This is a genomic window from Streptomyces sp. NPDC048419 (assembly GCF_043200415.1).
Taxonomy (GTDB): Bacteria; Actinomycetota; Actinomycetes; order Streptomycetales; family Streptomycetaceae; genus Streptomyces.
This window is the reverse complement of sequence record NZ_JBICXT010000001.1, coordinates 113,261-132,179: the sequence shown is the minus strand read 5'-3', so window position 1 is coordinate 132,179 and position 18,919 is coordinate 113,261. Positions and strand designations below refer to the sequence as shown.

Annotated in this window: 17 protein-coding genes and 1 pseudogene; 10 read left to right on the top strand and 8 right to left on the bottom strand. The window is 71.8% G+C overall.

Features of this window, described 5'->3' with window-relative positions; translation table 11 throughout:
* Positions 1-60 precede the first annotated feature (60 nt).
* The 4 genes from ACGFYN_RS00570 to ACGFYN_RS00555 all read left to right on the top strand — a co-directional run bounded on the left by ACGFYN_RS00570 (position 61) and on the right by ACGFYN_RS00555 (position 3,900).
* A complete protein-coding gene (locus tag ACGFYN_RS00570; RefSeq protein ID WP_393863498.1) occupies positions 61-459 on the top strand; it encodes a 6-pyruvoyl tetrahydropterin synthase family protein in 399 nt (132 codons plus the stop codon).
* On the top strand, positions 456-1,670 hold the full coding sequence (locus ACGFYN_RS00565) for a glycosyltransferase family 4 protein (protein WP_393863497.1): 1,215 nt from the start codon (positions 456-458) through the stop codon (positions 1,668-1,670). The genes ACGFYN_RS00570 and ACGFYN_RS00565 overlap by 4 nt, the downstream gene beginning before the upstream one ends.
* Before the next feature lie 107 nt (positions 1,671-1,777).
* Positions 1,778-2,710: a class I SAM-dependent methyltransferase gene (locus ACGFYN_RS00560; RefSeq protein ID WP_393864135.1), complete on the top strand. Its 933-nt coding sequence runs from the start codon at positions 1,778-1,780 to the stop codon at positions 2,708-2,710.
* On the top strand, positions 2,707-3,900 hold the full coding sequence (locus ACGFYN_RS00555) for a YbhN family protein (protein ID WP_393863496.1): 1,194 nt from the start codon (positions 2,707-2,709) through the stop codon (positions 3,898-3,900). Before ACGFYN_RS00560 ends, ACGFYN_RS00555 begins: the two co-directional genes overlap by 4 nt.
* On the opposite strand, the pseudogene ACGFYN_RS00550 reads toward ACGFYN_RS00555, so the two are convergent.
* A pseudogene (locus ACGFYN_RS00550) lies at positions 3,786-4,532 on the bottom strand (creatininase family protein); the annotation flags it as partial. The gene ACGFYN_RS00555 and the pseudogene ACGFYN_RS00550 sit on opposite strands and share 115 nt — an antisense overlap.
* Before the next feature lie 38 nt (positions 4,533-4,570).
* Between ACGFYN_RS00550 and ribA the strand changes: the two are divergent.
* A complete protein-coding gene (gene ribA / locus ACGFYN_RS00545) occupies positions 4,571-5,230 on the top strand; it encodes a GTP cyclohydrolase II (RefSeq protein WP_393863495.1) in 660 nt (219 codons plus the stop codon).
* Positions 5,231-5,313: 83 nt separating this feature from the next.
* Here the strand turns inward: ribA and ACGFYN_RS00540 are convergent, their stop codons facing one another.
* The 3 genes from ACGFYN_RS00540 to ACGFYN_RS00530 all read right to left on the bottom strand — a co-directional run bounded on the left by ACGFYN_RS00540 (position 5,314) and on the right by ACGFYN_RS00530 (position 8,622).
* Complete coding sequence (locus ACGFYN_RS00540; RefSeq protein ID WP_393863494.1) at positions 5,314-6,546, bottom strand: serine hydrolase domain-containing protein; 1,233 nt, start codon at positions 6,544-6,546, stop codon at positions 5,314-5,316.
* Positions 6,547-6,613: 67 nt separating this feature from the next.
* Complete coding sequence (locus ACGFYN_RS00535; protein WP_393863493.1) at positions 6,614-7,987, bottom strand: MFS transporter; 1,374 nt, start codon at positions 7,985-7,987, stop codon at positions 6,614-6,616.
* Complete coding sequence (locus tag ACGFYN_RS00530; RefSeq protein ID WP_393863492.1) at positions 7,984-8,622, bottom strand: TetR/AcrR family transcriptional regulator; 639 nt, start codon at positions 8,620-8,622, stop codon at positions 7,984-7,986. The genes ACGFYN_RS00535 and ACGFYN_RS00530 overlap by 4 nt, the downstream gene beginning before the upstream one ends.
* An 89-nt stretch (positions 8,623-8,711) precedes the next feature.
* Between ACGFYN_RS00530 and ACGFYN_RS00525 the strand changes: the two genes are divergently transcribed.
* Entirely contained in the window at positions 8,712-9,149 is a 438-nt protein-coding gene (locus ACGFYN_RS00525; protein ID WP_393863491.1) for a PPOX class F420-dependent oxidoreductase, read from the top strand.
* A gap of 78 nt (positions 9,150-9,227) precedes the next feature.
* Here ACGFYN_RS00525 and ACGFYN_RS00520 read toward each other — a convergent pair whose 3' ends face one another.
* A complete protein-coding gene (locus ACGFYN_RS00520; protein ID WP_393863490.1) occupies positions 9,228-11,291 on the bottom strand; it encodes a glycoside hydrolase family 31 protein in 2,064 nt (687 codons plus the stop codon).
* 240 nt (positions 11,292-11,531) lie between these two features.
* Between ACGFYN_RS00520 and ACGFYN_RS00515 the strand changes: the two genes are divergently transcribed.
* Both ACGFYN_RS00515 and ACGFYN_RS00510 read left to right on the top strand, forming a co-directional pair.
* Positions 11,532-11,942 (top strand): VOC family protein, encoded by a 411-nt coding sequence (locus ACGFYN_RS00515; RefSeq protein ID WP_393863489.1) that lies wholly within the window; start codon positions 11,532-11,534, stop codon positions 11,940-11,942.
* 47 nt (positions 11,943-11,989) lie between these two features.
* Complete coding sequence (locus tag ACGFYN_RS00510; protein ID WP_393863488.1) at positions 11,990-12,331, top strand: VOC family protein; 342 nt, start codon at positions 11,990-11,992, stop codon at positions 12,329-12,331.
* A gap of 69 nt (positions 12,332-12,400) precedes the next feature.
* On the opposite strand, the gene ACGFYN_RS00505 is transcribed toward ACGFYN_RS00510, so the two are convergent.
* Complete coding sequence (locus tag ACGFYN_RS00505; protein WP_393863487.1) at positions 12,401-13,741, bottom strand: MFS transporter; 1,341 nt, start codon at positions 13,739-13,741, stop codon at positions 12,401-12,403.
* A gap of 191 nt (positions 13,742-13,932) precedes the next feature.
* Positions 13,933-14,598 carry a TetR/AcrR family transcriptional regulator gene (locus tag ACGFYN_RS00500; RefSeq protein WP_393863486.1) on the bottom strand — a complete coding sequence of 222 codons (666 nt, stop codon included), beginning with the start codon at positions 14,596-14,598 and terminating at the stop codon, positions 13,933-13,935.
* 164 nt (positions 14,599-14,762) lie between these two features.
* Here ACGFYN_RS00500 and ACGFYN_RS00495 point away from each other — a divergent pair, with 164 nt between their 5' ends.
* Positions 14,763-15,641: a shikimate dehydrogenase gene (locus tag ACGFYN_RS00495; protein ID WP_393863485.1), complete on the top strand. Its 879-nt coding sequence runs from the start codon at positions 14,763-14,765 to the stop codon at positions 15,639-15,641.
* A gap of 26 nt (positions 15,642-15,667) precedes the next feature.
* Positions 15,668-17,452: a bifunctional sugar phosphate isomerase/epimerase/4-hydroxyphenylpyruvate dioxygenase family protein gene (locus tag ACGFYN_RS00490; protein ID WP_393863484.1), complete on the top strand. Its 1,785-nt coding sequence runs from the start codon at positions 15,668-15,670 to the stop codon at positions 17,450-17,452.
* Here ACGFYN_RS00490 and ACGFYN_RS00485 read toward each other — a convergent pair.
* Entirely contained in the window at positions 17,439-18,902 is a 1,464-nt protein-coding gene (locus ACGFYN_RS00485; RefSeq protein ID WP_393863483.1) for a membrane-associated oxidoreductase, read from the bottom strand. The two genes, ACGFYN_RS00490 and ACGFYN_RS00485, sit on opposite strands and share 14 nt — an antisense overlap.
* Positions 18,903-18,919: the final 17 nt, after the last annotated feature.

The window sequence follows — 18,919 nt, the reverse complement described above, 5'->3', positions numbered from 1 at the left end:
GGCATCCCCCGGCAGGTATCAGCCGGGGGGCCAGACGCGCCGCACCTGGAGGGTCGTCCGTTGTTCAGTGTCACCGTCCGCGATCACATCATGATCGCCCACAGCTTCCGCGGCGAGGTCTTCGGGCCCGCGCAGCGCCTGCACGGAGCGACGTTCCTGGTGGACGCCACGTTCCGGCGCGAGCAGCTGGACGACGACAACATCGTCGTCGACATCGGACTCGCCACGCAGGAACTGGGCGCCGTGGTCGCCGAGCTGAACTACAGGAACCTCGACAACGAGCCGGAGTTCGCCGGAACCAACACGTCGACGGAGTTCCTGGCCAAGGTCATCGCCGACCGGCTCGCCGCCCGGATCGAGAAGGGCGCACTCGGCGAGGGCGCCAAGGGCATCGCGGGGATCGGCGTGACCCTGCACGAGTCGCACATCGCCTGGGCGAGTTACGAGCGTGCCCTGTGACCGACGTGACCTTGGAGAAGGTGGAGAAGAAGAATCGCCGGACGGCGGAGCAGACGACGTTCGGCTACGTGCCCGTCCAGCACTCCGCCCTGGAGAACGCCGAGATCATTCCCATGTCCCTGCGCTCCGTGCACTTCGTCATGCCGGGCGGTGTCGACGACCCGGCCGCGCCGAGCGGCGGCAACGCCTACGACCGGCGCGTCAGCCTCGATCTGCCCGGCTTCGGCTGGCAGGTCCACAAGCACGCCGTGGCCGGTGACTGGCCCCGGCCCACGGCCGCCGCCGGTGCCGAACTCGGCCGTATGCTGCGGGAGTTGCAGGACGACTCGGTCGTCCTGCTGGACGGCATCGTGGCCTGCGCCGTCCCGGAGGTCGTCGTCCCGGAGACCGAACGGCTGAGCCTCGCCGTGCTGGTGCACCTGCCGCTCGGCGACGAGACGGGCCTCGAGCCCGCCGTGGCAGCCGAGTTGGACGCCAAGGAGCGGGACGTGCTGCGGGCGGTGCCCGCCGTGATCGCGACCAGCGACTGGGCCGTACGGCGCCTCGTCTCGCATCACGGGCTCGCGCCCGAGCGGGTCCATGTCGCCGCGCCCGGCGCCGACATCGCTCCTCTCGCCTCCGGCACCGACGGTGTCTCCCGGCTGCTGTGCGTCGCCGCCGTGACCCCGCGCAAGGGGCAGCACCGGCTGGTGCAGGCGCTCGCCGCGGCGGCCGACCTGCCGTGGAGCTGCGTGTGCGTCGGCGGACTCGGACACGACCCCGATTACGTCGCCCAGCTGCGGCTGCTGATCGAGCAGAACGGTCTCCAGGACCGCATCGAGCTGGCCGGCCCGCGGGCCGGTGCCGCGCTCGACGCCAGCTACGCCGCCGCCGACCTGATGGTCCTGACCTCGTACGCGGAGACGTACGGCATGGCGGTTACCGAGGCCCTGGCGCGCGGTATCCCCGTGCTGGCCACGGACGTCGGCGGTCTGCCGGAGGCGCTCGGGCGCGCCCCCGACGGCGGTGTGCCCGGCATCCTCGTGCCGCCGGAGGACCCCGCCGCGCTCGCCGCCGAACTGCGCGGCTGGTTCGGCGAGGCAGACGTACGACGCCGGCTGAAGGCCGCCGCACGGGGCCGACGGGCCGCCCTGGACGGCTGGGCGACCACGGCCCGCAGTCTCGCCGGAGTACTGGGCCGGCTGCCGAGCGAACCCAGGAGGGCGGCATGAACAGGACCGCAGAGATCGGTGGGAAGATCCCGGCACAGCCCGGGTCGCGCGACGACTCCGGATCGGTGGGCGCCATGATGACCGGTTCCGAACCAGCGGACTCCGTGATGCCCGGCTCCGGTCCGGCCGACTCCGCGCTCCCCGGCGCCGGTCCCGCCACCGGCCCCGGTGAGCGTGCCACAGTCCGGCTGCGGGACGACGGGCCCGAGGAGCCGCCCCGGTACGCGCCCGAGTGGCTGGAGCTGCGGGAGCCCGCCGACGCCGAGGCGCGGGCGCACGACCTGCTCGACCCGCTGCGGATCCGGCTGGCCAACCTGCCCGGCAAGGGCGGCCTCGTCATCCACGACCTGGGCTGCGGCACCGGCTCCATGGGCCGCTGGCTCGCGCCCCGGCTGGACGGCGCTCAGCACTGGGTCCTGCACGACCGCGACCCCTACCTGCTGCACTTCGCCGCCGTCGGCTCCCCGCGCTCCGGTGCCGACGGCAGCCGGGTCAGCGTGGAGACGCGGCGCGGAGACGTCGCCCGGCTCACCGCGGACGCCCTGCGCGGCGCCTCCCTGGTGACCGCCTCCGCGCTGCTCGACGTCCTCACCCGGGAGGAGATCGAGACCTTCGCGGACGCCTGCGCCGGGGCCGGCTGCCCGGCCCTGCTGACCCTCTCGGTCGCCGGACGGGTCGAATTCGGCCCGTCCGACCCGATGGACGAGGAGATCGCCGAGGCGTTCAACGCCCATCAGCGCCGGGACGGCCTGCTCGGCCCGGACGCCGTGACGGTGGCGTGCGAGATCTTCTCGGAGCGGGGCGCGACGGTACGGGTCGACCCGAGCCCCTGGCGGCTCGGGCCGGACGAGGCCGCGCTGGCGGCCCAGTGGCTGCGCGGCTGGGTGGGCGCGGCCGTCGAGGAGCGGCCCGAGCTGAAGGCGCGTGCGGAACGGTATCTGCGAGAGCGCCTGGCCGCCTGCGCGGCCGGCGAGCTGCGCGTCACCGTCCACCACAGCGACCTGCTGGCGCTGTCCCGGCCGACGGGCGGGGCGTCATGAGTGTGGACACGGTGCGGGCGCCGGTGGTGCGGCGCGAGTCGCACGGCGGGGCGCGGACCGACGTGCCCACGGCGGCCACGCCCCGGCGGCGCAAGGCGCCGGCCGTGGTCAACTCCCCGGCCGTACGCACCCACTTCGGAACCGTCGCCGGCGTCGCCATCCTCGGCGGGCTGCTGTGGAAGCTCGGTACCGGTGTCCTGCTGGACGGCCTGCGGCGCATCGACGCGACGACACTGCTGATCGCGCTCGTCGTCGGCCTGGTGACGACCGTACTCAGTGCCTGGCGCTGGGCGCTGGTGGCCCGCGGCCTGAAGATCCGGCTGCCGCTCGCGACGGCCGTCGGGGACTACTACCGCTCGCTGTTCCTGAACGCCGCCCTGCCCGGTGGCGTCCTCGGCGACGTGCACCGGGCGGTGCGGCACGGGCAGAGCGCCGGTGACCTCGGCCGCGGTGTGCGCTCGGTGGTGCTCGAACGGGTCGCCGGGCAGGTCGCGTTGACGGTCGTCGGGGCGGGGATGCTGCTGACCATGCCGTCGCCGGTGCGGGCCGAGGTGCGCCACTTCGCCCCGCTGGCCGGGCTCGCCGCTCTCGGCGCGCTCGCCGTCGTCGTCGCGCTGCGGATGAACAAGGCGCCCTCCCGGCGCGGACGGGCGCTGCGCGCGACGCTCAGCGAGGCGCGGGAGGGGCTGCTCTCGCGCCGCAACTGGCCTGGTGTGACCCTGTCTTCACTGCTGATCCTGGCCGGCCATTTCGCGCTGTTCGTGCTCGCCGCCCGGGTCGCCGGCTCCGGTGCCTCCGTCGTCGTACTGCTGCCGCTGGCCGTGCTGGCGCTGGTCGCCATGGGGCTGCCGCTGAACGTCGGCGGCTTCGGGCCCCGCGAGGGCGCCACCGCCTGGGCGTTCGGCGCGGCGGGCCTCGGCGCGAGCAGCGGTGTGGCGGTCGCCGTGGTGTACGGCGTGCTCAGCTTCGTGGCCGCGCTGCCCGGCGCCGTCGTCCTCGTCGCCCGCTGGTACACCGGCCTGCGCGCGGGCTCCGGGACGGCCGGGGCGGCCGCGGGTCACGGCCGCCCGTCCGCCGAGGTGATGAGCGAGAAATACGTGCCGAAGGAATCCGCGAGGCTCGCCAGCAGTTCCTTCCCCTTTTCCGCCGAACCCAGCGAAGGGCGCCCGATGACGCCCGAATCGGTATAGCCGGACATACCGAGGGTCTGGAGATGACGCCGGTCGTCCGCGACGAAATCGGAGGTCTCATAACCGGGCCGAAGGAATTCGGGGTGAGCGTGCAGAAGGATGGAGGTCTCGATTTCTCCCGCGTGCATGTCGGTCAGCAGCGAGGTGGTCACCCCCGCCCGCTGCCGCGCCGCTTCCCAGTCCTCCGCGGCCGGGAACAGCGCCATTCGCTCGCCGCGGGCGGAGGATTCCTGAACGACGTTGCCCAGTACGTAGTTTCCGCCGTGCCCGTTGACCACCACCAGGGCGTCGACGCCGGAGCGGCGGAGCGAGGCCGCGATGTCCGACACCACCGCATGAAGGGTCACCGAGGAGATGCTGACCGTACCGGGCCAGGCCGCGTGCTCGTGCGAGCAGGAGATCGTCACCGGGGGGAGGAGGTGCACCGCGTACGCCGCGGCGATCTCCCGGGCCACGGCACATGCTACGAGCGTGTCGGTCGCCAGCGGAAGGAACGGACCGTGCTGCTCGAAACTTCCGACGGGAAGCACCGCGACCTGCGTTGAGACACTCGCGGCCCTGGTCCGTACCTCTTCCGTAGTGTCCGCCGGCACCAGCCCGTCCGCCGCCGTACGCGCGCCCGAAACACTCATTTCTTCACGGCCCTTCGTCTCTGCTTAGGAATCAGATCATGACAGAAAAAATCGGCGTCCTCGGCAAGAAGTCTCCACAGCGCACGGGTGTGGAGCGGATCGTGAATGCGCCATTGCCCACGGTGTACGGGCAATTCCGCGCGGTGGGTTACCTGGATCACGATCGCGGTGATGAGCAAGTGGCCCTCGTGCACGGTGACATCGGCGCGGAAGGCGTTCTCACCCGGCTGCATTCCGAGTGCCTGACCGGTGACGCGTTCGGTTCGCAGCACTGCGAGTGCGGGGATCAACTGGCGTCCGCGCTCAAGGCCGTGGTCGCCGAGGGCAGCGGCATCGTCGTGTACCTGCGCGGCCACGAGGGCCGCGGCATCGGGCTGCTGGCCAAGCTGCGGGCGATGGCGCTGCAGGCGGAGGGCCTGGACACCGTCGAGGCGAACCTGGCGCTCGGGCTGCCGGTGGACGCCCGCGACTACGGCGTGGCCGCCGGGATCCTGCAGGACCTGGGCGTGAACTCGGTGCGCCTGATGTCCAACAACCCGCGCAAGAGGGAGGCCTTGGTGCGGCACGGCATCGAAGTGGCCGAGACGGTACCGCTGTTGATCCCTCCGTGCGAGAGCAACATCACCTACCTGCGCACCAAGCGGGAGCGGCTCGACCACGTCCTGCCGCACCTGGACGCGGTGGCACACCTGTCCTGAGCACGCCTTCCCACCTCGCCGCCGGTGTCTGCAGGGGAATCTACCGTCGGCGAGGTGGGCCGTGGCCCGGCCCTCCCGAGCGCCTACCCGATGACGGCCTCGTGGACCAGGCGCCGGAGCTCCGGGATGATCCTGAGCGAGGTCTTCGGGCGGACCTGGGTCATGAACTGCACGGTCAGGTCGCGGCCGGGGTCGACCCAGAAGGTCGTCGTCGCCGCGCCGCTCCAGCCGAAGGTGCCGGCCGCCGTCGGCGACTGGGTGCGCTCGGGGTCGACGACGACCGAGACCCCGAGGCCGAAGCCGACGCCGTCGTTGTTGGGCTCGTCGTGGGCCGGGCGGCTGCCGTAGGCGCGCAGGTCGGCGCCGCCGGGCAGGTGGTTGCGGGTCATCAGGTCCACCGTCCCCGGCGCGAGCAGGCGGATGCCGTCGAGCTCGCCGCGGCGGCGCAGCAGTTCCATGAACCGGTGGAAGTCGTACGCGGAGGCCACCATGCCGCCGCTGCCGGACAGGAAGCGGGGCCGCCCGCCGCGCAGCGGCAGCCCGGGGACGGGCTTGATCCCGCCGTCGTCGCTCTCGCCGTACAACTCGCAGAGCCTGGGCGCCTGTTCGTCGGTGACGTGGAAACCTGCGTCCGCCATGCCGAGGGGCCCGAGGATCCGCTCGGCGAAGAACGCGTCGAGCGGCTGCCCGGACACGACCTCGATCACCCGGCCGAGCACATTGGTGGAGACCGAGTAGTTCCACTGCGTGCCCGGCTCGAACTGCAGCGGCATACGCGCGTACACGTCGACCGTCCGCGCCAGGTCCGTGCCCGGTATCACCGAGGACTCCAGGCCGGCCTCGCGGTACAGGGCGTCGACGGGGTGGCTGTGGTAGAAGCCGAAGGTCAGGCCGGAGGTGTGGGTCAGCAGGTGGCGGATCCGTATCGGCCCGTCGGCCGGGCGCGTCCGCACGTCGTCGCCCTCACCGCTCTCATACACGCGCGGGTTCGCGAAGGCCGGGAGGTAGCTGTCGAGCCGGTCGTCGAGCGAGAGCCGGCCCTCCTCCACGAGCATCAGCGCGGCGACCGAGGTGACCGGCTTGGTCATGGAGTAGATCCGCCACAGGGTGTCGGACTCGACGGGCAGGTCCGCCGCGACGTCGCGCCGGCCATGGGTGGTGAGGTGCGCGACGCGTCCGCCGCGGGCCACGGCCACCAGGAAGCCGGGCAGGCGTCCTTCGTCGACGAAGCGGGCGCACGCCTGGTCGAGCCGGTCCAGCGCCTTCACGTCCAGCCCGGCCTCGTCCGGTTCGACCTCTTGCCGCAGCGTTGCCATCGCTCTCCTCCGAATGCGCTCGTCGAGGTGTGGTCCGGCGGTACTCCCGCCGGGACGGCCTCAGACCTCATCGTCGCGCAGGAACCTCGACCTGGTCCCCCTCTCGGCGAGGATTGATCGTTTGAGCGGAACGTTTTGGCAACGCGCGGCCCGCCACCGCTCCCACCCCGGCCACCAGGGCCAGGACCCACAGCGCCGGCCCGTACCGTTGTCCCGGCCCCAGCAGCGTGGTCGCGAGGGCGACGCCGAGCGCGGGCCCGACGTTCAGCGCGGTCTGCTGCAGGCCGCCCGCCACCCCGGCCGACCCGACCGCGGCCCGGCGTACGACGACATGGGTGGCCGCCACCATCACCGTGCCGAACCCCGCCCCGAGCAGAGCGAACCCGGAGCACAGCGCGACCGCGCCCGAGCCCCGGCCCAGCACCAGGATGCCGGCGGACAGGACGGTCATCGCCGTGACGGTCGTACTGCGGGCCCCGATCCGGTGCAGCAACAGCGCGGAGCCCGGGGCGGCGAGGATCATCAGCGCCGCGAGCGGCAGGCCGAGCAGGGCCATGTGCAGGGGGTCGTAGCCGAGGGTGTCCTGGAGCAGGAAGGTCGCGACGAACAGCGCGCCGTGCAGGGCCGCCGACGCGGCGACCAGCATGCCGAGCGCCGAGCGGACGGCCGTCGAGCCCACGACGTCCGCGGGCACCAGTGGGCTCGTGGTCCGCCGCTCGTGCCGTACGAAGGCGGCGCCCGAGAGGACGGCCAGGACGAGGCCCGCCCCGCTCACGGCCGTCCAGCCGTGGTCCGGCAGCCCGGCGAGGACGTGCACCAGGCAGGCCAGGGTCACCGCGAGCAGCATCGCGCCGGGCACGTCCAGGCGGGCGGGGGAGGGCTGTGGGCGCGGGCCGCGCATCGTGAGGGCGAGCAGGCCGAAGACGAGGGCCGGCACGACGTTGAGGAAGAACACCGCCCGCCAGCCCGGCCCCGCGACCAGCGCCCCGCCCAGCACGGGACCGGCCGCGGCCGCCAGCCCGATCGCACCGGTGCGCACGGCGATCGGCATCCGCAGCCGGTCGGGCGGGTACGCGGCCCGCAGCATCCCGAGCGTGGCGGGCTGCAACAGCGCCCCGAACACGCCCTGGACGACCCGCAGGCCGATCACCCAGCCGATGCCGGGCGCCAGCCCGATGCCCGCCGACGCCGCGCCGAAGCCCAACATGCCGATGGCGAACAGCCGTTGATGGCCGTACCGGTCACCGAGCCGTCCGGAGAACACCAACAGGCCGGCCACCGCTATGAGATAGCCGGTGCTGGTCCACTGGACCTGTGCGAAGGTGGCGCCGAGGCCGTGCTGCAGGGTGGGCTGGGCGACGGTGAGGACCGTGCCGTCAAGGGCGACGATCACGGCCCCGGCGACACTGCTCGCGAGCGTCCATGCGCGCCGGTGGCTCATGCACCGTCCCCGAGGTGCGCGTCGAGAGCCGACCGCAGCAGAGGTGTGAAGTCCTCCGCGCCGGTGGCGAGTTGGAGGCTGCCCCAGCCCCACAGCTGGGCGACGCCGTGCAGGTTGGCCCACAGTGCGCCGGCGACGAGCCGGGCGTCCGCGTCCGGCCGGACCTGCCCGACCAGCTCCACCAGGCGCCCGAACAGCGGCAGGCTGGTGTCGCGCAGGCCGAGATGGCCGCTCTCCAGTAGGTCGTGACGGAACATCAGCTCGTACATGCCGCGGTTGTCGAGGGCGAACTGGAGGTAGCAGCGCCCCAGTTCGGTCAGCTGCTCGCGCCCGGGGGCCGAGCCGTGGCCGGGCGCCGCCGTCGCCCGCTCGGCCCGCTCGGCCAGCTCGGCGAAGCCGCGGCGCGCGATGGCGGACAGCAGCTCCAGGTGGGTGGGGAAGTAGCGGCGGGGCGCGCCGTGCGAGACGCCTGCCCGGCGGGCGATCTCCCGCAAGGTCAGCGCCTGCGCGCCCTCACCGGCGACCAGCTCCACCCCGACGTCGACGAGCCGGGCCCGCAGCCCCGTTTCCCCGGCCGTGTCCGTGTCCGCGCTAGTGGCCGCGTTTGTGGCCGCGTTTGTGTCCGATGCGTGCATAGACATTGTCTACCAGCCGAGAGTAGACAGTGTCTACCCATGCTGACCATGCGGGAATGCGCGGCTCGGCCCGGCGGGTTGATCCTGGTATGACTCAGGACGCACTGCTCGAGCTGCTCTCCGAAAGCGGCGGCGGGGTGCTGGTCACCCTCAAGCGCGACGGCCGGCCCCAGTTGTCGAACGTCGGCCACCGCTACTACCCCGACGAACGCGTCGTCCGGATCTCGGTCACCGACGACCGGGCCAAGACGCGCAATCTGCGCCGGGATCCGCGGGCGTCGTACCACGTGACCACCCCCGACCGCTGGGCCTACGCCGTCGTCGAGGGCACGGCCGAGCTGTCGCCCGTCGCGAAGGACCCGTACGACGACACGGTCGAGGAACTGGTCCGGCTCTACCGCGACCTCGCGGGCGAGCACCCCGACTGGGACGACTACCGCGCCGCGATGGTCCGTGACCGGCGCCTGGTGGTGCGGCTGAGGGTGGAGCACGCGTACGGCATGCCGAAGGGGGCCAACCGGGGCTGAGAGCAGCCCCGGCGCACCCCGGACCACGTGCTCCGGCCGCCCCTGAATCCGGCCGGAGCACGCGCCGCTACCTCATGATTACCGCAGTGCGCGCAATGCCTCAACGGCGCCTTTCGCATGAAGGTTCACGAAGGCCGGTGTCACGGTGAGGGGAGTGGCGTACGCCTTCAGGGTCGTGGGGCCCTTGATCGTCGTACGGCGGTTGACGTCGTACCACCTGCCCGGCGGCAGCTGGATGTCGCGCGAGGACGCGGCCGTCAGGTTGGGCGCGGAGAGCACCGCCGGACCGAGCATCCACTCGTCAGCGACCGTGTAACCGGCCTTGTCCTGCGGGAAGTCGAAGAACAGCGGCCGGACGATCGGGTCGCCGGTCCTCAGCGAGTTCTGCACCTGCGCCCAGATGTACGGAGCGAGCCGTTCGTGGCGGGCGATCGCCTCGCGGTACAGGTCGACGGTCTGGCGGTCGTAGTCCACCTTCTGGCCGGTCGTCGCGTCGATCGTGTCCACGGGGGAGGTGGAGGCGTACATCAGCGGCATGTACGAGGCCGTCTGCGCCCAGCGGACCAGGACCTCCTTCGTCGGCGCGGGCCGGCCGCTGGAGCCGCCGATCATGTCGGTCTCGACGAACGGGTAGCCGATCGTGGACAGGGCGAGGTTCTGCGAGACGGCGGCCCGCAGGGAGTCCCAGCCGGTGCCCTTGTCGATCTGGCGCACCACGAAGCCCGCCTGGTGCGCGGCGCTGCCCCAGTGGACGCGGATGCCGGCGCCCTGGAGGTCGTAGGAGTCGGCGAGTTCGGAGCCCAGGCGCTGGTAGTCGGTACGGGTGTTGCCGTCACGCCCTGCGCAGTGGTCGTCGAAGAACCGGGTGTCGAACTTCAGGCCGTCGACGCCGTAGGTGTCCATCAGCTTCTTCTGGTTGCCCTGGTACCAGGCCTTCGCCTCGGGGTTGGCGAGGTCGACGATGCCGGCGGTGCCGTTCCACCAGGTCACGGTGCAGGGCTTGGTGGGGTCGGCGGCGTCGTGCAGCAGGTAGTCGTGGTCGGCCGCGTACCGGTAGTTGGCCGAGTCGAGGTTGATCCACAGAGTGACCCAGAGGCCGAAGTCGTAGCCCATGGCGTGGATCTGGTCCGACATCGCCTTGGGGTCGGGGTAGGCCTTGGGGTCGAAGGTCATGTTCCCGTAGTTCGACTCCCACTTGTCGTCGAGCTGGATGGTGTGGCCGTCAACTCCGTTCGCGTGCAGGTCGGTTGCGTAGTCGAGCAGCTTCTCCTGGTTCACGTTCGTGTAGAACTGCGCCCAGGAGTTCCACAGCGGCTCGGCGTACTGCTCGTAGGTCGCGTCGCTCTTGCCCGGCCTGCCGACGATGCCGATGTAGTCGCGGTAGACGTCGCGCGGCGTCGACTCGACGAAGACGGTGGCCCGGTAGGTGCTCCCGGAGCCGACCGTGAAGCGGCCCAGGCCGTCGCCGGACTTGTTGAGGGAGACGTCCATGGTGTCGCCGGTGTCGACGTACAGCCCGGCCGAACTCTGCGTGTACCAGAAGGGATCGACCATCTGGTACGAGGCCGCGCTGAAGTCGTCCTGCTCGACCTGCCCGGCGTCCAGCGGCCAGGGCTGGTCGGTGTACGGACCGCCCGAGGGGGTGGTCGTCTCGCCGTGGCCGTACCAGTGCCCGGCGCTGTTCAGTCCGTAGGTGAGGCCGAGCGATGCGGCCTGAACGCCCTTGACGTCCCAGTCCAGTCGGTAGCGGTCGGCGACCGGGGTCACCCGGGCCTCGACGCGGGCCCCGGCGAGGGTCGTGTCCGCGGTCAGGGTGAGCACGCCGTCGCGCCAGCTCCAGCCGGTGAGTCCGCTGGCGTGCTGCCAGGCGCCGCCCGCCCGGAAGCGCAGGGCGTCGGTGCCGGTGGCGAGGACGGTGTGCCCGGATCTGACGGTGGTGAGGGCGAGTCGGCCGCTGCGCGGGACGGAGACCGTGTAGCCGGGGGAGTCACGGGTGGCCGGCACGTCGAGGGTGACGGCGCTCGCGGACTGCGAGACGCGCGGTCCCGGCGCGGTGGCCGACGCGTGGGCCATGGAGGGGAGGAGCGCCACCGTCAGGGTGGCGGCGAGGAGACAGCCGGACTTGCGGGAAAGGATGCGCACCACTCATGTCCTTCTGCGGGAGAGGGGGGAGCCATGGGGTTGCTGTGCCTTGCCGTGCAGCGGTGCTGTTCATTTCTGCTCGTTCCGGCCGATGTTCTTGCTGAAAACGTCATCTGTCAACGGGGGCGGGGTGCTTCGGGAGACCTAGGGCCCGGGGTGCAGGGCGGATGGCCGATGGTCCGGGGATCGTCGGCTGCCTAGGGTGCGGGGGTCGGATCCGTAGTTCGGAAAGAGGTCAGCATGTCTGTCGACGCCCGTAGTCACATCCGTGTCGCCCGGCCGTCCCGGGACCTCGCGGCCGCCGAGCGGTTCTGGGTGGGCGGGCTCGGGCTGAGCGTGGTGTGGCGGACCGAGGGCGGCACGGAACCGGGTGAGCACGATCTGCTGATGGTCGGCTGGCCGGACGCGGGCTGGCATCTGGAACTCGTCCACGAGCCCGGGCGGCCCGTCGAACCACGGCCCACCGAGGAGGACCTTCTCGTCGTCTACGTCGACGGGCCGGTGCCGCAGGACATCGTCGCCCGTCTGGAGGACCACGGCGGCAAGCGGATGGCTTCGCCGAATCCGTACTGGAACCGGTGGGGGGTGACGGTCGAGGACCCGGACGGGTACCGGCTGGTGCTGTGCGAGCGGGGCTGGTCCAACGCATAGCTCCCACGGTGCTTGCCGCGAGCGGCCCCCGCGCATACTCTCCGCGCGTGATCAATGGGGCCCACGTGGTGATCTACAGCAATGACGCCGAGGCGGACCGGGTGTTCTTCCGGGACGTTCTCGGCTGGGCGCACGTCGACGCAGGGCATGGGTGGCTGATCTTCAAGGCGCCACCGGCCGAGGTGGCCTTCCATCCGGCCGACGGTGAGCCGTCGCACGAACTGCTGCTGATGTGCGACGACCTCGACGCGACGACGGCCGAACTCACCGACCGGGGCGTGGAGTTCGCACGACCGCTGCAAGAGGCGCGCTGGGGCCGGGTGACCGGGTTCCGGCTGCCGGGCGGCGCCGAGGTCGGTCTCTACGAGCCGCGCCACCCGAAGCCGTAGACGGCGAACCCCGGCCTCCGGAGCCGTAGGGCGTCCGGAGGCCGGGGTGGTCGTGGGGCGGTGGGACCGTCAGGCCGTCACCGTCTCCCGCTGTGACGCGTTGGCGGGCGAGGGCTCGCCCAGGTGTTCCGTCGGGACCTTGTGGGTCTCGCGGGCCGAGAGCGCGGCGATGACCGGCGGCACGCACAGGGCCGCGGTGAACAGCGCCACCGAGGACCAGTCGGTGCCGTCGGGGCCCGCGATCTGCGCGGCGAACGTCACCGCGAAACCGGCCACGGCGAAGCCGATCTGGGTGCCGATCGCCATGCCGGACAGGCGGACGCGGGTGGAGAACATCTCGCCGTAGAAGGAGGGCCACACGCCGTTCGCGGCGCTGTAGACCACGCCGAAGGCGACGATGCCGAGGATCAGTGTCAGCGGGTAGTTGCCCGTCGAGATCGCCCACAGGTAGAGGAACATGGCGATCGCGCTGCCGGCGGCCCCGATCAGGAACACGGGGCGGCGGCCGATGCGGTCCGACAGCGAGGCCCACAGGGGGATCGCGGCGAGTGCGACGAGGTTGGCGAGCGCGCCCACCCACAGCATGGAGGACCGGGACATGCCGACGGAGTCGCTGGTGGCGTAGGCGAGGGCCCAGACGGTGAAGATCGTGGAGACCGAGGCGACCAGGGCGCCCCCGATCACCCGCAGCACGTCGGCCCAGTGCTCGCGCATCAGCACGGCGAGCGGCAGCTTGGCCACGCCCTCGGTGGCCGCCTGTTTGGCGAAGGCCGGGGTCTCCTCCAGCCGGCGGCGGATGAAGTAGCCGACGGCGGCGACCACGACGCTCGCCCAGAACGGGATCCGCCAGCCCCAGGTCAGCAGCTGGTGCTCGGGGAGCGCGGCGACCGGGATGAAGACCAGGGTGGCGATGAGCTGGCCGCCCTGGGTGCCGCCGAGGGTGAAGCTGGTGAAGAAGCCGCGCCGGTTCGACGGCGCGTGTTCGAGCGTCATGGAGTTCGCGCTGGCCTGCTCGCCGGCGGCGGAGATGCCCTGAAGGACCCGGCACAGCACCAGCAGCACAGGGGCGAGCGTGCCGACCTGGGAGCGGGTGGGCAGACAGCCGATCAGGAAGGTCGACAGGCCCATCAGGAGCAGCGTGAAGATCATGATCTTCTTGCGGCCGACCTTGTCGCCGAAGTGCCCGAGGAAGAGCGCGCCGACGGGCCGGGCCGCGTACGCGACGCCGAACGTGGCCAGCGACAGCAGGGTCGCGGTGGCGGGGTCGGACTCGTCGAAGAAGACCTTGGGGAAGATCAGCGCGGCCGCGCTGCCGTAGATGAAGAAGTCGTAGTACTCCAGGGCGCTGCCGATCCAGGCGGCTGCGGCGGCCTTTTTCGGTTGCCCGACGGCTTCGGCGGGGACGGACACGGCGATGCTCCTTCGAGGGAACTCCAACGTAGGCGGAGTGAGCGGCGGGGGAGAAGTGCCGGATCCCTGGGGTGACGGGACGGCCGAGCCGGGCGCTGTCCGGCTAATTAACCCACTGGGTAGTTAGTAGTGGTTGGCTACGGATGTTGCGCCCACGTTTCCCGCGTGTCAAGGGGTACCGCGGTACGGGTTCAGTCCGTCGCGCGCTCCGCCGTCAGGTAGGCGATCACCATGTCGCCGAGCATGGCGCGGTAGTGCTCGCGCTGCGCCGGGTCCACCAGGTCGCGGCCGAACAGGGCGCCGAAGGTGTGCCGGTTGGCGACCCGGAAGAAGCAGAAGGAGCTGATCATCGCGTGCAGGTCGACCGCGTCGACGTCGGCCGTGAAGAGGCCGGACTCCTGCCCGGTGGCCAGGATGCGGCGGATCACGTCGAGCGCGGGGGAGCCGATCTTCCCGAGCTTCTCGGAGCCGGCGATGTGCGCGGCGCCGTGGATGTTCTCGATGCTGACCAGGCGGATGAAGTCGGGGTGCTGCTCGTGGTGGTCGAAGGTCAGCTCCGCCAGGCGCCGGATCGCCGCGACCGGGTCCAGGTGCTCGACGTCCAGCTCCTGCTCGGCCTCGCGGATCACGCCGTACGCCCGCTCCAGCACGGCCGTGAAGAGCTGCTCCTTGCCGCCGAAGTAGTAGTAGATCATCCGCTTCGTGGTGCGGGTGCGGGCGGCGATCTCGTCGACGCGGGCGCCGTCGTACCCGGCCCGGGCGAACTCCTGTGTCGCGACGTCGAGGATCTCGGCCTGGGTGCGGGCGGCGTCACGGATCCGCCCGTTCGGTCGTGCCGGTTCGTCGACGCTGGTCATCGGGTTCCTTCGGGAGTGCGGCCAGTGCCGCAGATTGTAGAAGGCGGGCCGGGCGGCGCCGCCCGGCCCGCCCGGTAGGCGGTTCCGGGGCTTCTCAGGGAGCGGCACGGCTGATATAGCTAACGTACTGGTTCGTACATTAGTGTTCAGCTCAGGAGGTCCGCGTGGCCAAGGACTCGTATCTCGTCGGACTGATCGGTTCGGGCATCGGCCCGTCGCTCAGCCCGGCGCTGCACGAGCGGGAGGCGGACCGGCAGGGTCTGCGCTACCTGTACCGGATCATCGACATCGATGTGCTCGGCGTGCCTGCGCAGGCGGTCGGCGATCTGGTGCGGAGCGCCCGCGACCTGGGCTTCGACGGGCTGAACATCACCCACCCGTGCAAGCAGCTCGTGATCGAGCACCTGGACGCGCTCGCTCCGCAGGCCGAGGCGCTGGGCGCGGTGAACACCGTGGTCTTCGAGGACGGCCGTGCCGTCGGGCACAACACGGATGTCACCGGGTTCGTGGCCTCGTTCGCGCGGGGACTGCCGGACGCCTCGCTGGAGCGGGTGGTGCAGCTGGGCGCCGGCGGCGCGGGGGCGGCGGTCGCCCATGCGACGCTCACGCTCGGCGCGGAGAGGGTCACCGTGGTCGACGCGCTGGCCGAGCGGGCGGTCTCCCTGGCCGGTCAGCTGAACCGGCACTTCGGGGCGGGGAGGGCTGCCGCCGGCTCGCCGGACGAGCTGGCTGGACTGTTGTCGTCCGCCGACGGGGTCGTCCATGCGACTCCCACCGGGATGGCCGCGCACCCCGGGTCGCCGTTCGCGGCGGACCTGCTCCGGCCCGAGTTGTGGGTGGCCGAGGTCGTCTACCGGCCGCTGGAGACGGAGCTGCTGCGGGTGGCCCGGGCGGGTGGCTGCGCCACGTTGGACGGGGGCGGGATGGCCGTGTTCCAGGCCGCGGATGCCTTCCGCTTGTTCACCGGACGTGCACCGGACGCTGCGTCGATGCTTGCGGACATTGCCGAGTTGGCCGGTGTGGCGGAGAGCTCGGTCGGTTAGACCGGGCCCCTGAAAGGAGTTGGGCCGTGCGTACGTCCATCGCCACCGTTTCGCTCAGTGGGTCGCTCACCGAGAAGCTGACCGCCGCCTCGCGGGCCGGGTTCGACGGTGTGGAGATCTTCGAGAACGACCTGCTCGCGAGCCGGCTCGCGCCCGAGGAGGTGCGGGAGCGCTGTGCCGACCTCGGGCTGAGCATCGATCTCTATCAGCCGATGCGGGACATCGAAGGTGTGCCCGAGGAGGAGTTCGGGCGAAATCTCCGGCGGGCGCGGCACAAGTTCGAGGTGATGCGGCGGCTCGGTGCCGGTACGGTGCTCGTCTGCTCCAGCGTGCATCCGCTCGCGGTCGACGACGACGATCTCGCCGCCCGGCAGTTGAGCCGACTCGCCGACATGGCGCAGGAGTTCGGCGTCCGCGTCGCCTACGAGGCGCTCGCCTGGGGGCGGCACGTCAGTACGTACGACCATGCCTGGCAGATCGTGGAGCGGGCGGACCATCCCGCTCTCGGGACCTGCCTCGACAGCTTCCACATTCTCTCCCGCGCGTCCGATCCCAAGGGGATCGAGGACATCCCGGGCGAGAAGATCTTCTTTCTGCAGCTCGCGGACGCGCCGCTGCTCGCGATGGACGTCCTGCAGTGGAGCCGCCACTACCGCTGCTTCCCGGGGCAGGGCGGATTCGACGTCGCCGGGCTCGTGGGGCATGTGCTGCGGGCGGGGTACGACGGACCGCTCTCGCTCGAGGTGTTCAACGACGTCTTCCGCCAGGCCGAGGCCGGTCCTACGGCCGTGGACGCGCACCGCTCGCTGCTGGTGCTCCAGGAGGCGCTGGGACTGGCCGACCTGCCGGGTGCTGTCGTGCCCACCGGCGTGGCCTTCGCCGAACTGGTCACGCCCGATGCCGAGCCGGTGTCCGAGGTGCTCGGCGCTCTCGGGTTCGCCCGTACCGCGCGGCATCGCAGCAAGCCCGTCGACCTGTGGCAGCAGGGTGAGGCGCGCGTCCTCGTCAACACCGGGCCGGCCGCACGGCGCGAGGGCACCGGCCTCGCCGCGATCGGCCTGGAGTCACCGGACCCGGCCGGTGCCGCCCGCCGCGCCGAGGCCCTGCTGGCGCCGGTGCTGCCGCGCCGGCGCGCGGCCGACGACGTGCCGCTGGACGCGGTGGCGGCCCCCGACGGTACGGAGCTGTTCTTCTGCGCCACCGGGTGGCCCGAACTCCCGGACTGGCGCGGGGACTTCGAGGACCTCAGGCACACCGCGACGGACTCGGGCGTGATGCGGGTGGACCACCTGGCCCTGGTCCAGCCGTGGCACCACTTCGACGAGGCCGCCCTCTTCCACCGCAGCGTCCTCGGCCTGTCCGCGCAGGAGAGCGTGGACGTCGCCGATCCGTACGGGCTGCTGCGCAGCCGGGCCGTCACCAACGCCGACGGGAGCGTGCGGATCGCGTTGTCCGTGGGCGCGGCCCCGAGCGACGACACGGTGCACGCGCAGCACATCGCCCTCGCCACGGACGACGTGGTGGCCGCGGCCCGCCGCTTCCTCGCGGCGGGCGGGCGGCTGCTGCCGATCCCCGCGAACTACTACGACGACCTGGCCGCCCGGTTCGAGTTCACCGACGGGGAGCTGGAGACGTATCGCGAACTCGGCATCCTCTACGACCGGGACGCACACGGGGAGTTCCGGCACTGCTACACCCGGACCGTCGGCCGTGTCTTCTTCGAGCTGGTCCAGCGCGACGGCGGCCATCGCGGCTACGGCGCGCAGAACGCGCCCGTCCGGCTGGCCGCCCAGCACCTCACTGGCGGCTGACGCTCCTGGTCACGCCGGTGACGACCGTCGTGGCCAGGATCCAGCCGGTGATGATCAGGGCGTAGGCGAGGTACTGGTACCAGCCGTCCGGCGCGAAGGCGTCCTCCTGGCCGAAGGAGATCACCGGCAGGAGCAGGTCCAGCGTGTAGAAGACCGGGTTGAAGTGCGGGGCCTCGGACGCCTTGAGCGGGTGCGGGTGGTGCAGGGCGTAGGCGATCGAGCCGGCGGCGAGCAGGGAGAGCAGCCAGACGGCGGCGCGCAGCGGGCGGAAGCCGTAGCCGACGGTGGCGTCCTGGACGTATCCCCACAGGCGGCCGTACCAGGTGCGGGTGGCGCGCAGACGGCGCTGCTTGGCGAGTTGGACCAGGCGGGCGGCGTAGTCGTCCCCGACGCGGCGGTAGGCGGCGGTCAACTGCTCGTAGGCGTACGGGACATAGCCCTCGGCATCGCGCTCCAGCATGGTCAGGCGGTGCTCGGCCGGCACGTGCGGGGTGAGGGCGGTGTAGGTGAGCTCGTTGACGTAGACCTGGTCCGGCAGGGTCGCCGGCTCCAGGGTGAGCAGGTCGATCTGGGAGCGCCGCAGGTTGAGGGCGCCCTCGATGCGTTCGTCCGGGCGCAGCCACAGTTCGCCGATGACGCAGCTGCTGGCCCGCAGTGCCGTGCCGCCCGGCTGGGAGAGGCGGGAGTGCAGCAGGTCGAGGCAGCCGGGTATGCGTGAGCCGCGGAACTCGACCCGGCCGCGCGCCGTGAGGCACGGTGCCCGGACGTCGGATCCCACGGTGAGGTTCTGCGCGTCGAGCGCGGTGCCGGACGGCAGCTCGAACTCGGTGTCGCGGAAGTTGACCGCCCCGGCGACGGACGCTCCGGTGAGCCGGACCTGACCGCGGGCCCGCAGCCCCGGCGCCCACAGGTCGTCGCCGATCGCGACCTGGTTCAGCTGCAGCGCCGGCTCGTCGGCGTCCGGCGCCTCGAAGTTCGCGCGGTCCATGAAAAGCGCGCCGGCGATGTGCGCCCCGCCGAGCCGCACCGGTCCCCGAAACCGGCAGTCCGTCAGCCGCAGCACGCCCTCCACGCGGATGGTGGCGGCCGTCAGGCCGGGCAGCACCGAGTCGCTGAGGTTGAGCTGGCGCACCCGCCAGCCGTACAGCTGCGGCACCTCGTCGAAGCGGCAAGCGCTGAGCCGTACGGCGTGGTCGGTCTGCGCGTACCGCAGGTCGAGCTCGCCGGTCACGCGCGCGCCCGACAGCTTGAGGGCGGCTATCTCCCCCGGTTTCTGCGGCCCGTTGATCAGCAGGTGACGCAGCACGGTGGCGCGGACCGAGCGCTCATGCCCCCAGTCCGTGCCGTCCGCCACGTCCTCGTCGCCCCGCGGGCGGAAGTCGACCGCGGTCCCCGTCGCGAACGCCCGCCATACGCGCTTCTCGGCCGGCGTCAGTTGGTTGATCTCCACAAGCCGGGAACTCTAGT